This window comes from Pseudomonas sp. R38(2017), assembly GCF_002112395.1.
GTDB lineage: Bacteria > Pseudomonadota > Gammaproteobacteria > Pseudomonadales > Pseudomonadaceae > Aquipseudomonas.
In genome coordinates, this window is sequence record NZ_NEHN01000008.1 from 260,156 (window position 1) to 276,911 (window position 16,756).

Consider the following 16,756-nt stretch of genomic DNA (forward strand, 5'->3'; position numbering starts at 1 on the left):
CGCTTACTCGATCCAGCTGTAGAGCGGCGTGTCCCCGCCGCTCGCCACTTTCACGTCCGACGAATGCCGCAGGCGCACCAGCAGGCGCTTGCCCGCTGCCGCGCTGCCGGTCAGCCCTTCGAGCTGATCCAGCAGCTCCGGTCCGCTGAGTTGCCCGGCCTTGCGCAGCAAATCCCTGGCGACCTGCCACAACGCGTCATCCTGATTGACCGGCTTCGCCACAGGCGCTGCGGCGGCTTGCGGCTGGGCCGTTTGCACCTGCACGCCAAACTGCGAACCGAGCCGCGCCCAGTCGCTTTCATCCAGTTCCAGGGTCAAATCCACCGGCAACTCGCCGACGGTTCCGCGTATCCGCAACATAACTTCGCTCCCGCACATTTCTGACCTGCATGCTCCCATGGGACTTGTGTAACGCCAAGTGTCAGGAGCTGGCGAAGCTTGCCTTGTCGGCTACATTTCTTCTTTTTTTCATGGGAAGGAACCCCATGTCTTCAGGAAGAAAACTGGCGTCGAAGGGAGGCCCTACCTCTACAGGTGGCGTAATTCTCGAAGGAAACGAAAACCTGCGTATCGAGGGCAAAATCATCGCCTCGATCGGGCAACTTGCCAGTTGCCCGGCATGCAGCGCTGGCCAAGGACCGATTGTCGCCGTTGGCGAAAGAACTCTGATCCTGCCCGCCGGCCCGGCTGCACTGGAGGGTGACTATATCGCCTGCGGCTGCCCGCCCATGGCCAACAAACTGCTCACTCAGCAACACAGCGGCTTCGCCGGCATTGGCCGTCCAGCTCCCATCGATATGGGCCCTTCGATTACCGCCCCGACTTCACGTCGCTATCTGCAAGTCATCATCGAACGCCTGGACGACTCCCAGAAACCAGGACTTGCCTACAGACTCAAAGACAAGAAAAAAACAGCCGTCCTGCAAGACATCACCTGTAATGCAACAGGCGAAGGCTGCGAACACCCTGTGGAAAGCCATTCGGATTACGACACTCTGTTGGTCGGTGAAGAGTCCGAGTGGTCGTTTTACGCTTATGAAGAACCCCTGAATCAGGACTTGCCATGAAGTCGGAAATCAAACTCGTCTTTAAAGACTTTCTGATGCAGCCACCAAAAGGCGTGAAGTTTCAGTTGCTGATCGACGGACTTGTCATTGATGACAACATCGTTCAAAACGATGACAAACCCCGCATCTACTCGCTCGTTTCGGACAAGACTCAAACCGCTATTACTCGCTCGGACGCCCAGAAACTACCTCCGATAAAGAGCCGTGACAGCTACGAAGTCACTGTTCAAATTGTTGGTAACTCCGGCGCAAAAAAGGCAATGCATACAGCCACGCTGAATTCAGGTAAATCGCTGTCGATAGTTGCAGTATCACCTTGGGTAAAAGTGCCCCTATCAACCAGCGGCAAAGTCTCTAACGACACATTCTACGAGGTCGAGTATGGCGTCAAACGGAGGGATGAAACCCGCACCGTAAAGGTGGTCATCCAAGACATGCCGCGCCGCATACTGATGGAGGCACTATCACACCGAGGTTCGACTGAATGGGCCGGCAACAAAGTCAAACATTCTTTACCGCATCCAACGCTTAAGAAAAGCGTGGAGTTCAGGGCGGAATCAAACAAGTGCAATGTGTTCGTCTATGACGTATTGACTGCCATCGGTGTCAACGTGGCAATGATCGAACATGGCTCTTCGAAATACATCCCGGGCTATTCCAAAGTGAGCCCGCCAACCGCTGGGGAATGGGCAGATGAGAACCGGCTGCTCAATAGTTGGAGCGCAGAAAAATCACCCCTGCCCGGAGACGTTGGTGCGTATGCTGTCAATTACTCTGATGCCAGCGGTCACGTCGGATTTGTTCTGACTCAGGGTGTCTGCATTTCAGCAAGCTGGGACAAAATCGAAGTCAACGACGTAGGCTTTCGAATCGCATCGGGTAATGCTGCTCGCAGTGACCACGACTTCACCATCTTCCGACGTTACAAGTACAGCAAACCACAATGAAACGACTCTGGATAATCCTGGCTGCTTCACTCCTGCTCGTTGTGGCATGGAGCTTTTGGTCGCCTGCCGACCTCTCAGCCTGCACCTCCGAAGGCGCAGCGCCAGGGCCGTTGACCGCCATCGTTCACAATTACTTTGAAAGTAATAGGCGTATCGGATGGCGGGATATGGATGACCGCTTCGACATACTTTCTACTCCCGAAGGCCAAAAAGTTGCCGGCCAACCAATGCCGTACGCTTGTGAAGCGTTACAGATACTGCAGAGTCCCGCGTTCAGTGAAAGTGAAAAAATCTTCACTACGGCGTTGATGTTTCAGTTGCCGATCAGTCAGTACATGGGCTTCATGGATCGCAGCCAGCAACTCTACTCAGAGCACAGAATAGATCCGGAGGTCATGAAGGTGGTGGTACTTCCGCGCGGCACGGCGATCAACTACTGGTGGCTTCCAGCCTGGCGCCAGCGCTTCACTCGCGATGCTCCGAATCTGCTCGACGAAAGTCTGATCCGCCATGTGCTGACGGGAGGCTACTGGTTCGACCATCCCGGCGCCGGATTCTGATTCAAAAATCGTGACATTCAATCCACGTACCACTCCGGGAACATCCCGGACGGTGCTCAGTCATGCCTTGCGCAAAGCGTTTCGGGCGGGCAAACTCTGCGCACTTTCGTTATAAGATTACATAACAAACACTTCACTTTACTTCCCGGAGTTCGCCATGCGTCGTCTGCTGCTCGCTTTGCCGTTTGCCCTGTTGCCGCTGGCCATCGCCCAGGCTGCCGATGAGCACGATCATGATCACGAACATGGCAGCCTCGGTGCCCACGAGCATGGCGTCGGTCGCCTGAACGCTGCGCTCGACGGCCAGACCCTGGAGCTGGAGCTGGAAAGCCCGGCGATGAACCTCGTCGGTTTTGAACACGTCGCCACCAGCGATGCCGACAAGGCCAAGGTCGCCGCCGCCCGTGCACAACTTGAAAAACCATTGGCGTTGTTCAGCCTGCCAGCCGCTGCCGGTTGCAAAGTCGCCAGCCAGAAACTGGAAAGCCCGCTGTTCGGTGACAAGCCGGATGCCGACGATCACGATGAGGATGACCACGACGAAGACGCCAAGGGCGGCGAAGCGCATCACCACGATCACAGCGAAATCCACGCTCACTACCAGTTCACCTGCGCTGCACCGGGCGCCTTGACTACCCTGGATCTGGCGAACATTTTCAATAGCTTCCCGGCCACCCAGAAAATTCAGGTACAACTGATCGGCCCGAACGGCCAGCAAGGCACGGAAGTGACGGCCAAATCCGCCGCCCTGAAATTCTGATCACGAACCGGCACCATGACCCAAGCACTCATCGAACTGTCCGACCTGGGCTTCAACTGGCCCGGTCACCCGCCGCTGCTGGACATCCCGGCGTTTCGTCTGGAACCGGGTGAAACCCTGTTCCTCAAGGGCCCCAGCGGCAGCGGCAAGACCACCCTGCTCGGCCTGCTCGGCGGGGTGCAAAAGCCCGGGCGCGGCAGCATTCGCCTGCTCGGCCAGGAACTGACCGAACTGAGTGCCGGCGCTCGCGACCGTTTTCGCGTCGATCACACCGGCTACATTTTCCAGCAGTTCAACCTGCTGCCGTTTCTCTCGGTGCGTGAGAACGTCGAGCTGCCCTGCCACTTTTCGAAGCTGCGGGCAGATCGTGCGAAGCAACGTCATGGCAGCGTCGATCAAGCCGCCGCCACCCTGCTCGCCCACCTGGGTCTGAAGGACGAAGGCATTCTCGGACGCCGCGCCGACTCGCTGTCGATCGGTCAGCAGCAACGGGTCGCTGCTGCACGTGCACTGATCGGTCAGCCGGAACTGGTGATCGCCGACGAGCCGACCTCGGCGCTGGATTACGACGCCCGGGAAAACTTCATCCGTCTGTTGTTCGCCGAGTGCCGTGAGGCCGGTTCGAGCCTGTTGTTCGTCAGCCACGACCAGAGCCTGGCGCCGCTGTTCGACCGTCACCTGTCCCTGGCCGAACTCAATCGCGCCGCTACGTCTGCCGAGGTCTGAGATGTATCTGTTCCGTCTGGCCATGGCCAGCCTCGCCAACCGCCGCTTCACCGCCCTGCTCACCGCATTCGCCATCGCCCTCTCCGTATGCCTGCTGCTGGCGGTGGAGCGGGTGCGCACCGAAGCCAAGGCCAGTTTCGCCAGCACCATCAGCGGCACCGACCTGATCGTCGGCGCCCGTTCCGGGTCGGTGAACCTGCTGCTGTATTCGGTGTTCCGCATCGGCAATGCCACCAACAACATTCGTTGGGACAGCTTTGAACACTTCGCCAGCAATCCGAAAGTGAAGTGGGCGATCCCGATGTCCCTCGGCGACTCCCATCGCGGCTACCGGGTGATGGGCACTACCGAAGCCTATTTCGAGCATTACCAGTACGGCCGCCAGCAGCATCTGGAACTGGCCGACGGCCGCGCCTTCGCTACCGATCCGTTCGAAGTGGTACTCGGCGCCGAAGTGGCCGAGGCGTTGCATTACAAGCTCGGCGACAAACTCGTGCTCGCCCATGGCGTGGCGGCGATCAGCCTGGTCAAACACGACGACAAACCGTTCACCGTGGTCGGCATTCTCAAGCGCACCGGCACCCCGGTGGACCGCACGCTGCACATCAGTCTCGGCGGCATGGAGGCGATCCACATCGACTGGCACAACGGTGTGCCGGCCCGTGGCAACGGGCGGATCAGCGCCGATCAGGCGCGCAACATGGACCTGACGCCGCAAGCAATCACCGCATTCATGCTCGGCCTCAACAGCAAGATTTCCACCTTCGCGCTGCAGCGAGAAATCAACGAATTCCGTGGCGAGCCGATGCTGGCGATCCTGCCCGGCGTGGCCTTGCAAGAGTTGTGGAGCCTGATGAGCACCGCTGAAAAAGCATTGTTCGTGGTCTCGCTGTTCGTGGTGCTGACCGGGTTGATCGGCATGCTCACGGCGATTCTCACCAGCCTCAACGAGCGTCGCCGCGAAATGGCGATTCTGCGCTCGGTGGGCGCGCGACCGTGGCACATCGCAAGCCTGCTGGTGCTGGAAGCCTTTGCCCTGGCACTGACCGGGGTGATCGCCGGGCTGGCGTTGCTGTACATCGGCATCGCTGCGGCACAGGGTTATGTGCAGGCCAATTACGGCTTGTATCTGCCGCTGGCATGGCCAAGCGAGTATGAATGGACGCTGCTCGGTGGCATTCTGGCTGCCGCGCTGCTGATGGGCAGCGTGCCGGCCTGGCGCGCGTATCGCCAATCATTGGCCGATGGCCTGTCGATCCGTTTATGAGGATGTTCACCATGCCCCGCGCTGTCCTTGCGCTGCTGATGCTGGTCGCCCTGCCCGTGTGGGCAGCGGCACCGAAAGACCTGACCTGGTCGGAGATGATTCCGCCGGACGCGGCGCCCGAAGTGCCGAACATGACACCGCTGCATGACCTGTCGAAGATGAGCGACGCGCTGTCCGCCGAATCGGCGCCGGCAGCCAAGCAGGACCTGCCCAACGCGCCGGTGGTGCAAAGCCTCGACGGCCAGAACATCCGCCTGCCAGGCTATATCGTGCCGCTGGAAGTCAGCGAGGAAGGCCGCACCACAGACTTCCTGCTGGTGCCGTATTTCGGTGCCTGCATTCACGTGCCGCCACCGCCGTCGAACCAGATCGTGCATGTGAAAAGTGAAGTCGGCGTGAAGCTCGACGAGCTGTATCAGCCGTACTGGGTCGAGGGGCCGTTGCAGGTCAAGCCGTCTACCAGCGAACTGGCCGATGCCGGCTATCAGATGGATGCGGACAAGATTTACGTCTATGAGCTGCCGGAGTAAATCCGGCAATCAGTTATAGCCCGCCAAATCGGTTACGCGAGCAAAGGTTCCACAAAAAAACTGCCCATCACTGTTTCATTGAGCTGAGTCAAAAGACCGTATCAGACGGATTCGTACCATAGGACATCAAACATTTTTAACGTCCTTTGGGAGCTTCCATGAACAAGTCCTTGCTCAGCGCCTCGCTGTTTGCCCTCGCGCTCGCAGCCCCGCTCGCCCACGCCCACGAAGCCGGCGACATCATCGTTCGCGCCGGTGCGATCACCGTCAACCCGAAGGCCGACAGCTCCAGCGTCAAGGTTGATCAGGGTCCGCTGAGCGGCACCAACCTGGGCGGCAAGGCGACCATGAGCAGCGACACCCAACTGGGTCTGAACTTCGCCTACATGCTGACCAACAACATCGGTATCGAGCTGTTGGCCGCGTCGCCGTTCGAGCATGACGTGAAGATCAAGGGCACTGCCCTGCCGGCCGCCAACGGCAAGCTCGGCACCCTGAAACACCTGCCGCCGACCCTGAGCGTCGTCTACTACCCGCTGGACGCGAAGTCGGCGTTCCAGCCCTACATCGGCGGCGGCATCAACTACACCTGGATCTACGACGAGCACGTCGGCAGCGAAGCCCAGTCCAACGGCTTCAGCAACTTCAAGGCGAAAAACTCCTGGGGCCTGGCCTGGCAGGTCGGCGCCGACTACATGCTGACCGACAACATCATGCTCAACGCCCAGGTGCGCTACATCGACATCGACACCCGCGCCACCGTCGAGAACAACGCTGTTGCACCAGGCACTCGCGCAAAAGTGAATGTCGACGTCGATCCATTTGTGTACATGGTCGGTCTGGGCTACAAATTCTAAGCGAGCAATCAAAGAACGTTCACGTGGTGGTGAATGAGGCTTGGTGGCGGGCAGACTCAGAACTGACGGCGATGTTACGCAATCGACCGGGGAGCAAGCTCCCTCGCTACAGGAAATGTGTTTGAAATCCGATTTCCGGCCGTGAAAAAGGCGCCTGTCAAAGGCGCCTTTTTCATGTCTGCGAGAAGCTCAGCGGCCGAGCAGACGTGCCAGGCCAACGCTCATCGGCGTTGGCGTCGGGCACTTGAAGCGCTCGAGCAAGCGACCGTTGTTCGCCCGCGAATGGCGGATGTCACCGGAACGCGCCGGGCCATAATTGACGGGCGGCAGCTCACCGACCACCGCTTCCAGCGCGGCCAGCATCTGCTTGAGGTTGGTCGCCTGATTCCAGCCGACGTTCACCGCACCGACATCCACTTGCGGTTTTTCCAGAGCCTGCACCAGCACATCGACCAGATCTTCGACGTACATGAAATCCCGGGTCTGCTCGCCATCGCCGAATACAGTGATCGGCAAACCTTTCTGCGCGCGTTCGCTGAAGATGCTGATCACGCCGGAGTATGGCGAGGACGGATCCTGGCGCGGGCCGAAAATGTTGAAGAAGCGGAAGATCGCCGGTTCCAGACCATGCTGGCGACGATAGAAATCGAAGTAGTGTTCGCCCGCCAGTTTGTCCGAGGCGTACGGTGTCAGCGGCGCTTTCGGCGTGTCTTCGCTGATCGACTCGCCCTCGCCATTGTTGCCGTAGACCGCCGCGCTGGAAGCGAACAGCACACGCTTCACGCCGGCCTCGCGCATGGCTTCGCAGACGTTGAGCGTGCCGATGAAGTTGCTCTGGTGAGTCTTCACCGGATCATCCACCGACGCCTGCACCGAGGCCACGGCGGCCAAGTGCGCGACGGCGCTGCAGCCTTGCATCGCACGGGCGACCAAAGCGACATCGGCCACATCGCCGACGATCAGTTCGACCTTGGGATTATCCAGCGGCAGATTGCTGCGCTTGCCGGTCGACAGATCATCGAGGATCCGCACCGAATGGCCCTTGGCAAGCAGCGCGTCAGTCAGGTGCGAGCCGATGAAACCGGCGCCGCCGGTGATTAGAACAGGGCCTTCAGCCATGACGATAAAACCTATCCAGTAAGCCCGGGAGCGCGGCACGCCAGGCGCGCGGCTTGATCCCGAAAGTGTGCAGAATTTTCTTGCAGGCGAGCACCGCGTGTTGCGGTTCTTCGGCGGCATCCGGCCGCGCGGCGTGGGCCTGGGCGGTCGGTTCTTCGATGGCCAGCGGATGCAGGCTGCGGGCCTCGGTGAGGATGGCCTGCCCCAGCGCCAGCGGTGTGGTCGCCTCGTGGCCGGCATAGTGATAAGTGCCCCACAGCGGCGCGGCGCAATCGAGTTGTTTGAGTACCGAAATGATCACCCGCGCCGCGTCGTCGACCGGGGTCGGATTGCCACGACGGTCATCGGCCAGCAGCAATTCTTCCGGTTGTTCGGCACGAGCCAGGAAGCGTCCAAGGGTGCCTTCCGGGCTGTCGTCGAGCAACCAGCCGAAGCGCAGCAATACGTGCTGCGGGCAGGTGGCGCGCACGCTCTGCTCGATCCGCCACAAAGCCTGGCCACGCAGGCCCAACGGCACCGGCTCGTCCTTTTCGCTGTAGGCGGTGGCGCGGGAGCCGTCGAATACCCGGTAGCTGGACGGCTGCACCAGCACAATGTTGTGGTGCTGGCACAGTTCGGCCAGACGCTCGATGGCGCGTTCCTGGCCCGACAGACGGCTTTCGCTGACAGTCTCCGCCTGAAACCAGTCGAAATAGTAGGCAAGGTTGATCAGTGCATCGGGACGGGTGTCGTCGAGCAGTTGAGTCAGGCTCGCGGCATCCCAGCCGTCTTCGGGCGGGCGGGGGGCGAGGAAACCGATGTCTTCCTCCGCACCGAGGCGAATCAGCGCCTGCCCAAGGGCATTTCCGCCGCCCAGTAACATAAGGCGCATTCGCATAGAGTCAGCAGGCCCAGTCTGATTGGAACGATGGCTTTAGCGACGATGCTCGTGGCTCCGTCGTCGATAATTGCCGGAATCGTTGCATTTTGCGGGTTTAGTGCGCAACCGTCACCCGTAAAGTGTAGATCCCCAGCGGTACTTGCAACTTCGCCTGCTCACCCGCATAACTGCAGACATGAATCTGCCCCTCCCCAAGGACGCGGCCCTGGCAGGCTTTCACCCCGCCGTCAGCGCCTGGTTCAGCCGCACATTCGCGACGGTCACCGCCGCCCAGGCCCGCGCATGGCCGTTGATCCGCCAGCGCCGCTCGACGCTGATCGCCGCGCCCACCGGCTCCGGCAAGACCCTCACCGCATTCCTCGCGGTGCTCGACGATCTGGTCCACCGTGGCCTGGAAACCCCGGACGGTCTGCCGGACGAAACGCTGGTGGTCTACGTTTCGCCGCTCAAGGCGCTGTCCAACGACATCCGCATCAACCTGCAGGACCCACTGGCGGGGATTACCGACCAGTTACGCCAAATGGATCTGCCAGCGCTGGAAATCACCACCGCCGTGCGCACCGGCGACACGCCGCAGAAAGACCGCGCCGCCATGCGCAAAAGTGCGCCGCACATTCTGGTGACCACCCCGGAATCACTCTACGTGCTGCTTGGCTCCGAGTCCGGCCGCAAGATGCTCGGCACCACGCGCACGGTGATCGTCGATGAAATCCACGCCATCGCCGCCGGGAAACGCGGCAGTCATCTGGCCTTGAGCCTCGAACGCCTGCAGGCGTTGTGCGCCGAGCCGCTGACCCGCATCGGTCTGTCGGCCACGCAGAAACCGATCGATGCCGTCGCACGCTTTCTAGTGGGACATGAGCGCCCCTGCGAAATCATCGACATCGGCCACGCCCGCCCACGGGATCTGGGCATCGAAGTACCGCCGGTGCCGTTGTCGGCGGTCATGGCCAATGATGTCTGGGAACTGGTTTACGACCGCCTCGCCGTACTGGCCCGGGAACATCGCACCACGCTGATTTTCGTCAACACCCGGCGCCTGGCCGAGCGCCTGAGCCGACACCTCAGCGAGCGCCTCGGCAAACACGCTGTCGCGGCGCACCACGGCAGCCTCGCCAAGGAGTTTCGCCTTGATGCGGAACAGCGACTCAAGCGCGGCGAACTGCAAGTGCTGATTGCCACCGCATCGCTGGAACTGGGGATCGACATCGGTGAAGTCGACCTCGTGTGCCAGATCGCCTCGCCGCGTTCGATTGCCGGTTTTCTGCAAAGGGTCGGCCGTTCCGGACACCAGGTTGGCGGCACGCCCAAAGGGCGACTGTTCGCCACCACCCGCGACGACCTGATCGAATGCGCCGCGCTGCTCGACTGCGTGCGCCGCGGCGAACTGGATACGCTGCACATCCCAGAAGCGCCGCTGGACGTGCTGGCGCAGCAGATCATCGCCGAGGTCAGTTGCCAGGAATGGGCCGAAGACGATTTGCTCGCGCGGTTCCGCCGGGCCGAGCCCTACGCCCGCCTCGACGAAAAACATTATCAGGCGCTGCTGACCATGCTCGCCGAGGGCTACAACGGTCGTCAGGGCATCCGCAGCGCCTACCTGCATCGCGACGCGGTGAGCCGAACCCTGCGTGGGCGGCGCGGCGCACGGCTGACCGCCGTCACCAGCGGCGGCACCATCCCGGACAACGCCGACTACAGCGTGCTGCTGGAACCACAGGGTCTGAACATTGGCAGCGTCAACGAAGACTTCGCCGTGGAAAGCATCGCCGGCGATGTGTTCCAGCTCGGCAATACCTCCTACCGAATCCTGCGGGTGGAAACCGGCAAAGTGCGGGTCGAGGATGCCCAGGGTCAGCCGCCGACCATTCCGTTCTGGCTCGGCGAAGCGCCCGGTCGCAGCGCCGAATTGTCGATGGCGGTAGCCCGCCTGCAGGCACAACTCGATCAACTGCTGAGCACCAGCCCCGGCAACCTGCAACCGGCCCTCCACTGGCTGACCGCGACCCTGGGGCTGGATCTGGCCAGCGCCGAACAGCTTGTGGATTATCTGGCCCGTGCCCGCCTCACCCTCGGCGCGTTGCCGTCCCAGGACACGTTGCTGATGGAGCGCTTTTTCGACGAGTCCGGCGGCACCCAACTGATCATCCATTCGCCGTTCGGCAGCCGCATCAACCGCGCCTGGGGCCTGGCCCTGCGCAAGCGCTTCTGCCGCACCTTCAACTTCGAATTGCAGGCCGCCGCCAGTGAAGATGCGATCGTGCTGTCGCTGTCCACCAGCCACAGTTTCGAACTCGACGAGGTCTGGCGTTATCTGCACAGCAACAGCGCCGAGCACATCCTCATTCAAGCCGTGCTGGATGCGCCGCTGTTCGGTGTGCGCTGGCGCTGGAATGCCGGGGTGGCGCTGGCCCTGCCGCGCTACACGGGCGGGCGCAAAGTCGCACCGCAATTGCAGCGGATGAAAAGCGAAGACTTGATCGCCAGCGTGTTTCCCGATCAGATCGCTTGCCTGGAAAACCTCGCCGGCGAGCGGGAAATTCCCGAACATCCGCTGGTGGAGCAAACCCTCGACGATTGCCTGCACGAGGCGATGGACAGCGAAGGCTGGCTGCAACTGCTGCGGCGCATGGAGCGCGGCGAAGTGCGTTTGATCGCCCGCGACCTGCCGGCGCCCTCGCCGCTGGCGGCGGAAATCCTCAGCGCCCGGCCCTACACCTTTCTCGACGATGCGCCGCTGGAAGAACGTCGCACCCAGGCCGTGCTCAACCGCCGCTGGAGCGATCCGCAATCCACCGATGACCTCGGCGCGCTGGACGCTGATGCGATCGAAGCCGTGCGCGAAGAGGCCTGGCCGACGCCGAACAGCGCCGATGAAATGCACGAAGCGCTGATGAGTCTGGCGTGCATCAGCGACCACGAAGTCGAGGCCAATCCGCACTGGCGCGATTGGCTGAATGCGTTAGCCGACACGGGTCGAGCCTGCCGATTGCAGATCGATGCCGTGCACTCGCTTTGGCTGGCACGGGAACGCCTGACCTGTCTGCAAGCGCTTTATCCACAGGCGCATTCGGCACTGCCAGCGTTGCCCGGTTTCGATGAGGTCTGGACCGCCGACGATGCCTTGGTGGAAGTCATCCGCGCACGACTGAGCGCCTTCGGCCCACTGCCACTGGAAGCCATCGCGCAACCGCTGTCATTGCCGCCCGCACGCGTCCATCAAGCCCTCGCCCAACTCGAACGCGAAGGCTATGTGCTGCGCGGTCGGTTCTCGCCCGGGCTGACGATTGAAGAATGGTGCGAGCGGCATCTGCTCGCACGTATTCACCGCTATACCGTCAAGCGCCTGCGCCGGGAAATCGAACCGGTGGCGTTGCAGGATTTCATGCGTTTCCTGTTCGACTGGCAGCATCTGTCCCCGTCCACCCGTGGTCAGGGCAGCGCCGTGTTGCCGGCGATTGTCGGCCAGTTCGAAGGCTACCCGGCTGCCGCCTCGGCGTGGGACAGCGACATTCTTCCGGCCAGGCTCAAGGACTATTCACCGATCTGGCTGGATGATCTGTGCCGCAGCGGCAAACTGGTGTGGACGAGGCTCAGCGCCCGGCAAAAAACCAGCGGCACGGCGTTGCGCAGCACGCCGGTTGTGTTGCTGCCGCGCAGTCAGGTCGGGTTGTGGAGTTCACTGGCCGAGCAGACGCCAATCAGTGAGCTGTCGCCCAAAACCCGCAAGGTTTTCGACGCCCTCAGCCAACACGGCGCGCTGTTCTTCGATGAGCTGATTCATGAAGCGCACCTGCTGCGCACGGAACTGGAAATCGCCTTGCAGGAACTGGTCGGCGCCGGTCTGGTGAATGCCGACAGCTTTGCCGGCCTGCGAGCGCTAATTACCCCGGCGAGCAAGCGCCAACAGCGCAGCAGTCGGCGCGGGCGCGGGGCGTTTGTCGGTGGCATGGACGACGCCGGGCGTTGGGCGTTGTTGCGTCGCGGGCCGGTCGTGGAAAACAGCCAAACGGCGTCGCCCGAGACACTCGAACACATCGCCATGACCTTGCTGCGTCGCTACGGCGTGGTCTTCTGGCGTCTGCTGGAGCGTGAGGCGGACTGGCTGCCGAGCTGGCGCGAACTCCTGCGTACCTTTCACCGGTTGGAGGCCCGGGGCGAGATTCGTGGCGGGCGGTTTGTCAGTGGCCTGGCGGGAGAACAATTCGCCCTGCCCGAGGCGATTCCGCTGTTGCGCGAAGTGCGCCGTCGGCCTCATGACGGCCGCCTGATCGCAGTGTGCGGCGTCGATCCGCTGAACCTCGCCGGCACCTTGTTGCCGGGGACGAAAGTACCGGCGCTGGCGAGCAATCGACTGGTGTATCGCGACGGATTGCCGGTCGCTGCGGAGATCGCCGGCAAGCAGCAATTCTGGGTGGATCTGGATCCCACCGCCATGAGCGATATCAGCAACAAACTGACTCGTCACTGAGTCCGCGCCTGCTCCGACAGCACCACCGAGGAATGCGCCGGCGCCACCTCCTCTTCCTGACGTTTGGGCAACAAAACCTGCTGTGGATAAGTTTGCGCGAAATGCACCCACGGGCTGTTATCCACAAGTTTTTTCAAACGCTGGTTGAACGCGCGGCTCACCGCGTATTGTCCGCCCGAAACCGTGCGGAATTGCGCGGTCAGCACCACGCCGTTCAGGTCCATTTTGTCCACGCCGAACACATCCAGCGGCCCTTGCAGGTTGTACTTGAGGAACGGGTCTTCGCGGATCGAGTCCCCGGTCTCACGGATCAACTCGATGGCTTTCTCGACATCGGTGTCATAGGTGAACTGCACCGAGAAAAACGCGAACGCAAACTGCCGCGATTGATTGGTCACCGCCTTGATCTGACCGAACGGCACCGAATGCACAAAGCCCTTGCCGTCGCGCAGTCGCAGGGTGCGAATGGTCAGGCCTTCAACCGTGCCGGCATGCCCGGAATCGAGCACCACCCAGTCACCGATCGACAGGGTGTCTTCGATGATGATGAACAGCCCGGTGATCACGTCCTGCACCAGTTGCTGCGAGCCGAAACCGATGGCCAGACCGACCACCCCGGCACCGGCCAGCAGTGGCGCGACGTTGATCCCGAGATTGGCCATGGTGGTGATCGCGCAGATCACCACCAGGATGATTTTGATCGCATTGCGCAGCAGCGGCAGGATGGTTTTCACCCGGGTGCTGGGCTGGCGCGCCGAGCGTTTGCTGACCGGCGGTTTCAGCGCTTCCTGAATCGCCGTGTCGAGCACCACCCACAGCAGCCACGTCACGAGGAAGATCAGGCCGATGCTGCTCAAGGCATTGCTGATCGCCCGGCCGACCGTGCTGCTTTGCGCAAAATCAATCAGCGACACGCCCCAGATTCGCCCGAGGATATCGATGAACGCAACGGCAATGACGATCCGCAGCAACGCATGCAACAGGCTGAGAAAACGCTCCTTGTAGGCGCTGCTGCGCTGGATCGCCTCGGCCCGGCGTGATTTGAACAGGTGCTGCAGCACAGTGCTGAGAAACACCGTGCCAATCAGTAGCACCGTGGTGAACAGCGCGCAGCGCAAGGCTTTTTGATTGTCCTCGCCGATGCCGATCAGATTGACCGCCGAGACCAACACCATCAACACGATCGGCCAGTACCAGAGCCCGGAAAAGATCCGCAGCGACTCCTGCAGTGAAGGTTGTTTCAGACGCTGGGCCAGCGGCCGGTTGCGGATCAGGTGCGCCACTGGCCGGCGCAGGCGAATCACCAGCAAGCCGAAGATGATCGACGCCAGCAGACCGGTGAACACCGCGATGCTGCTGGTGATATTGCCGCCCAGTTGCCGGGCGATCTGCGGACTGGTCAGCGCGTCACTCAACGCGGCGAGAAAGCCGATCAGAAACAGCGGTTTCGGGCAGTAGTCGCGAATGATCTGCACGGCGCGGCGCTTGTGGCCGGTGTTGAACATCACCACCACACACAACAGCATCGAGGTGGAAAAAATACCGCTGCTGGTAGCGTAGGCAAAACACAGCGCCAGCGCCCGGCCGACCGACGCTGGCAGGAAGTGGCTGACGTACAGGGTCAACGGCAGGCAGATCAACGCAGGCAATGTGTAGGGCAGCAAATAACCGATCAGGTCCTGACTGCGCTGGCGGGTACGCAGCCAGCGGCCCTCGCGCATCCGCTTGGCCAGCACGCTGCCAAGCACGGTCAACACGGCGAAGGTGCCGAGCCACACGCCGGATAGCATCATGAAATCCCCGGCGACGCTCCAGCCCGAGCGATCCGACGGCTGATTGACCAGCCTGTCGACTTCATCAGCCGCCCGGTCGGCGCGCAGGCGCCAGGCGTCGACCAGGTGCTCGTTGAGGTCGAGCTTGTCCTGCACGTCGTCGATGCTGGAACTGATGGCACCGAGCAGTCCACCCTGCACAAGTGGTTCGGGTTCGGCGGATTTTGCAGTGGCTGCCGGGACACCCGGCAGGCTGGCGGCCTGCACTGCATTGCCGCCGAACAACAGCAATGCCCCCAATAGAATCGCGATCCTGAACCTGGTCAAAACGCAAAGCTCCCTTGGTTGAACCTGTAAGGAACTGAGCGTTTTTTGCTCGGCAAAGTTCAAGAACGCCTTGACGGCGGCTTTTGATCTTTGCTCTCAGGTCAAATATCAAATGCCCCTCCCTGTATTTTTCCACCCCCACCAAACCCCGACACTGCGCTCCATTCAATCCCCCACCGGAGTGCCGTCATGCCCATTGCCTTGCTCGCGCTGACCCTCAGCGCATTCGCCATCGGGACGACCGAGTTCGTCATCGTTGGCCTGCTTCCCACCATCGGTGCCGATCTCGGCGTCAGTCTGCCGTCCGCCGGTCTGCTGGTCAGTCTCTACGCCCTGGGCGTAGCCATCGGTGCGCCGGTGCTGACCGCCCTCACCGGCAAGGTCCCGCGCAAACTGTTGCTGCTGTCGCTGATGGTGCTGTTCACCCTCGGCAATCTGCTGGCCTGGCTGGCGCCGAGTTACGAATCGCTGGTGCTGGCGCGGATCGTCACCGGTCTGGCCCACGGTGTGTTCTTCTCCATCGGCTCGACCATTGCCACCAGCCTGGTACCCAAGGAAAAAGCCGCCAGTGCAATCGCGATCATGTTCACCGGCCTGACCGTGGCGCTGGTCACCGGCGTGCCGCTGGGCACCTTCATCGGTCAGCATTTCGGCTGGCGTGAAACCTTCCTCGCGGTATCGGCACTCGGCGTGATCGCGTTCATTGGCAGCTTGCTGTATGTGCCGAACGACATCGCCCACAGCAAACCCGCATCGCTGTTGCAGCAATTGCAGGTGCTCAAGCAACCGCGCCTGTTGCTGGTGTACGCCATGACCGCCATCGGTTACGGCGGCTCGTTCATCGCCTTCACGTTCCTGGCGCCGATCCTTCAGGACATCTCCGGTTTCAGCGCCAGTACCGTCAGCCTGGTGTTGCTGGTGTATGGCGTGTCAGTGGCGGTCGGCAACATCTGGGGCGGCAAACTGGCGGACAAACGCGGGCCGATCAGCGCGCTGAAAATCATCTTTGCCCTGCTCGCCGCCGTGCTGTTCGCGCTCACCTTCACCGCCGGCAATCCTTGGCTGGCGCTGGCCACCGTGTTGGTCTGGGGCGCAGTCGCCTTCGGCAACGTGCCGGGCTTGCAGGTGTATGTGGTGCGTCAGGCTGAACATCACACACCGCACGCGGTGGATGTGGCATCGGGCCTGAACATTGCCGCGTTCAACCTCGGTATTGCCGGCGGCGCGTGGGGTGGCGGCCTGATCGTCGAACACATCGGCCTGATCCATACGGCGTGGATCGGCGGCCTGGTGGTGCTGGTGGCATTGGCTCTGACGGCGTTGAGCGGACGCCTCGATCGCCTGGGCCCGGTGTACGCCGAACCTGCCGAAGGCTCGGCCCGGATCGTCACCGGGCACTGATCAGGCACGGCCCGACCGTCCGTAATCCCGTCGAAACTTTCCCGAACCGCCCACAGTCATCCACAGACAGAG

Annotated in this window: 14 protein-coding genes; 10 read left to right on the plus strand and 4 right to left on the minus strand. The window is 61.7% G+C overall.

Going from position 1 to position 16,756, the window contains the following annotated elements; genetic code table 11:
• Nucleotides 1-3: 3 nt before the first annotated feature.
• A complete protein-coding gene (locus tag CAF87_RS21560) occupies nt 4-360 on the minus strand; it encodes a hypothetical protein (RefSeq protein WP_085732992.1) in 357 nt (118 codons plus the stop codon).
• 125 nt (nt 361-485) lie between these two features.
• Between CAF87_RS21560 and CAF87_RS29555 the strand changes: the two genes are divergently transcribed.
• The 8 genes from CAF87_RS29555 to CAF87_RS21605 all read left to right on the plus strand — a co-directional run bounded on the left by CAF87_RS29555 (nt 486) and on the right by CAF87_RS21605 (nt 6,714).
• Nucleotides 486-1,067, plus strand: coding sequence for a PAAR domain-containing protein (locus CAF87_RS29555; protein WP_256576036.1), 582 nt, complete (start codon nt 486-488; stop codon nt 1,065-1,067).
• Nucleotides 1,064-2,014, plus strand: coding sequence for a CHAP domain-containing protein (locus CAF87_RS21575; RefSeq protein ID WP_085732993.1), 951 nt, complete (start codon nt 1,064-1,066; stop codon nt 2,012-2,014). The genes CAF87_RS29555 and CAF87_RS21575 overlap by 4 nt, the downstream gene beginning before the upstream one ends.
• Entirely contained in the window at nt 2,011-2,574 is a 564-nt protein-coding gene (locus CAF87_RS21580) for a hypothetical protein (protein WP_085732994.1), read from the plus strand. The genes CAF87_RS21575 and CAF87_RS21580 overlap by 4 nt, the downstream gene beginning before the upstream one ends.
• 157 nt (nt 2,575-2,731) lie before the next feature.
• On the plus strand, nt 2,732-3,334 hold the full coding sequence (locus CAF87_RS21585; RefSeq protein WP_085732995.1) for a DUF2796 domain-containing protein: 603 nt from the start codon (nt 2,732-2,734) through the stop codon (nt 3,332-3,334).
• Between the two features lie 15 nt (nt 3,335-3,349).
• A complete protein-coding gene (locus CAF87_RS21590; protein ID WP_085732996.1) occupies nt 3,350-4,060 on the plus strand; it encodes an ABC transporter ATP-binding protein in 711 nt (236 codons plus the stop codon).
• 1 nt (nt 4,061) lies between these two features.
• A complete protein-coding gene (locus CAF87_RS21595; RefSeq protein WP_064599744.1) occupies nt 4,062-5,327 on the plus strand; it encodes an ABC transporter permease in 1,266 nt (421 codons plus the stop codon).
• 11 nt (nt 5,328-5,338) lie between these two features.
• Nucleotides 5,339-5,857, plus strand: coding sequence for a DUF3299 domain-containing protein (locus CAF87_RS21600; RefSeq protein WP_085733027.1), 519 nt, complete (start codon nt 5,339-5,341; stop codon nt 5,855-5,857).
• A 158-nt stretch (nt 5,858-6,015) separates the two neighbouring features.
• The gene (locus tag CAF87_RS21605) at nt 6,016-6,714 is read left to right on the plus strand and encodes an OmpW family protein (protein ID WP_085712330.1); all 699 of its coding nucleotides are present in this window, start codon (nt 6,016-6,018) and stop codon (nt 6,712-6,714) included.
• Between the two features lie 189 nt (nt 6,715-6,903).
• On the opposite strand, the gene CAF87_RS21610 is transcribed toward CAF87_RS21605, so the two are convergent.
• Together CAF87_RS21610 and CAF87_RS21615 are read right to left on the minus strand one after the other, a co-directional pair.
• The gene (locus tag CAF87_RS21610) at nt 6,904-7,833 is read right to left on the minus strand and encodes an NAD-dependent epimerase/dehydratase family protein (protein WP_085732997.1); all 930 of its coding nucleotides are present in this window, start codon (nt 7,831-7,833) and stop codon (nt 6,904-6,906) included.
• Complete coding sequence (locus tag CAF87_RS21615) at nt 7,826-8,710, minus strand: sugar nucleotide-binding protein (protein WP_085732998.1); 885 nt, start codon at nt 8,708-8,710, stop codon at nt 7,826-7,828. Before CAF87_RS21615 ends, CAF87_RS21610 begins: the two co-directional genes overlap by 8 nt.
• Before the next feature lie 178 nt (nt 8,711-8,888).
• On the opposite strand from CAF87_RS21615, the gene CAF87_RS21620 reads away from it, so the two are divergent.
• The gene (locus tag CAF87_RS21620; RefSeq protein WP_085732999.1) at nt 8,889-13,184 is read left to right on the plus strand and encodes a DEAD/DEAH box helicase; all 4,296 of its coding nucleotides are present in this window, start codon (nt 8,889-8,891) and stop codon (nt 13,182-13,184) included.
• Here the strand turns inward: CAF87_RS21620 and CAF87_RS21625 are convergent.
• On the minus strand, nt 13,178-15,283 hold the full coding sequence (locus CAF87_RS21625) for a mechanosensitive ion channel family protein (protein WP_085733000.1): 2,106 nt from the start codon (nt 15,281-15,283) through the stop codon (nt 13,178-13,180). The two genes, CAF87_RS21620 and CAF87_RS21625, sit on opposite strands and share 7 nt — an antisense overlap.
• Before the next feature lie 189 nt (nt 15,284-15,472).
• Between CAF87_RS21625 and CAF87_RS21630 the strand changes: the two genes are divergently transcribed.
• Nucleotides 15,473-16,684 (plus strand): MFS transporter, encoded by a 1,212-nt coding sequence (locus CAF87_RS21630; protein ID WP_085733001.1) that lies wholly within the window; start codon nt 15,473-15,475, stop codon nt 16,682-16,684.
• Nucleotides 16,685-16,756: the final 72 nt, after the last annotated feature.

Coding starts and splice junctions, on each gene's coding strand:
- CAF87_RS21560 (WP_085732992.1), bottom strand. CDS start 360: ATGTTGCGGATACGCGGAACCGTCGGCGAGTTGCCGGTGGATTTGACC.
- CAF87_RS29555 (WP_256576036.1), top strand. CDS start 486: ATGTCTTCAGGAAGAAAACTGGCGTCGAAGGGAGGCCCTACCTCTACA.
- CAF87_RS21575 (WP_085732993.1), top strand. CDS start 1,064: ATGAAGTCGGAAATCAAACTCGTCTTTAAAGACTTTCTGATGCAGCCA.
- CAF87_RS21580 (WP_085732994.1), top strand. CDS start 2,011: ATGAAACGACTCTGGATAATCCTGGCTGCTTCACTCCTGCTCGTTGTG.
- CAF87_RS21585 (WP_085732995.1), top strand. CDS start 2,732: ATGCGTCGTCTGCTGCTCGCTTTGCCGTTTGCCCTGTTGCCGCTGGCC.
- CAF87_RS21590 (WP_085732996.1), top strand. CDS start 3,350: ATGACCCAAGCACTCATCGAACTGTCCGACCTGGGCTTCAACTGGCCC.
- CAF87_RS21595 (WP_064599744.1), top strand. CDS start 4,062: ATGTATCTGTTCCGTCTGGCCATGGCCAGCCTCGCCAACCGCCGCTTC.
- CAF87_RS21600 (WP_085733027.1), top strand. CDS start 5,339: ATGCCCCGCGCTGTCCTTGCGCTGCTGATGCTGGTCGCCCTGCCCGTG.
- CAF87_RS21605 (WP_085712330.1), top strand. CDS start 6,016: ATGAACAAGTCCTTGCTCAGCGCCTCGCTGTTTGCCCTCGCGCTCGCA.
- CAF87_RS21610 (WP_085732997.1), bottom strand. CDS start 7,833: ATGGCTGAAGGCCCTGTTCTAATCACCGGCGGCGCCGGTTTCATCGGC.
- CAF87_RS21615 (WP_085732998.1), bottom strand. CDS start 8,710: ATGCGAATGCGCCTTATGTTACTGGGCGGCGGAAATGCCCTTGGGCAG.
- CAF87_RS21620 (WP_085732999.1), top strand. CDS start 8,889: ATGAATCTGCCCCTCCCCAAGGACGCGGCCCTGGCAGGCTTTCACCCC.
- CAF87_RS21630 (WP_085733001.1), top strand. CDS start 15,473: ATGCCCATTGCCTTGCTCGCGCTGACCCTCAGCGCATTCGCCATCGGG.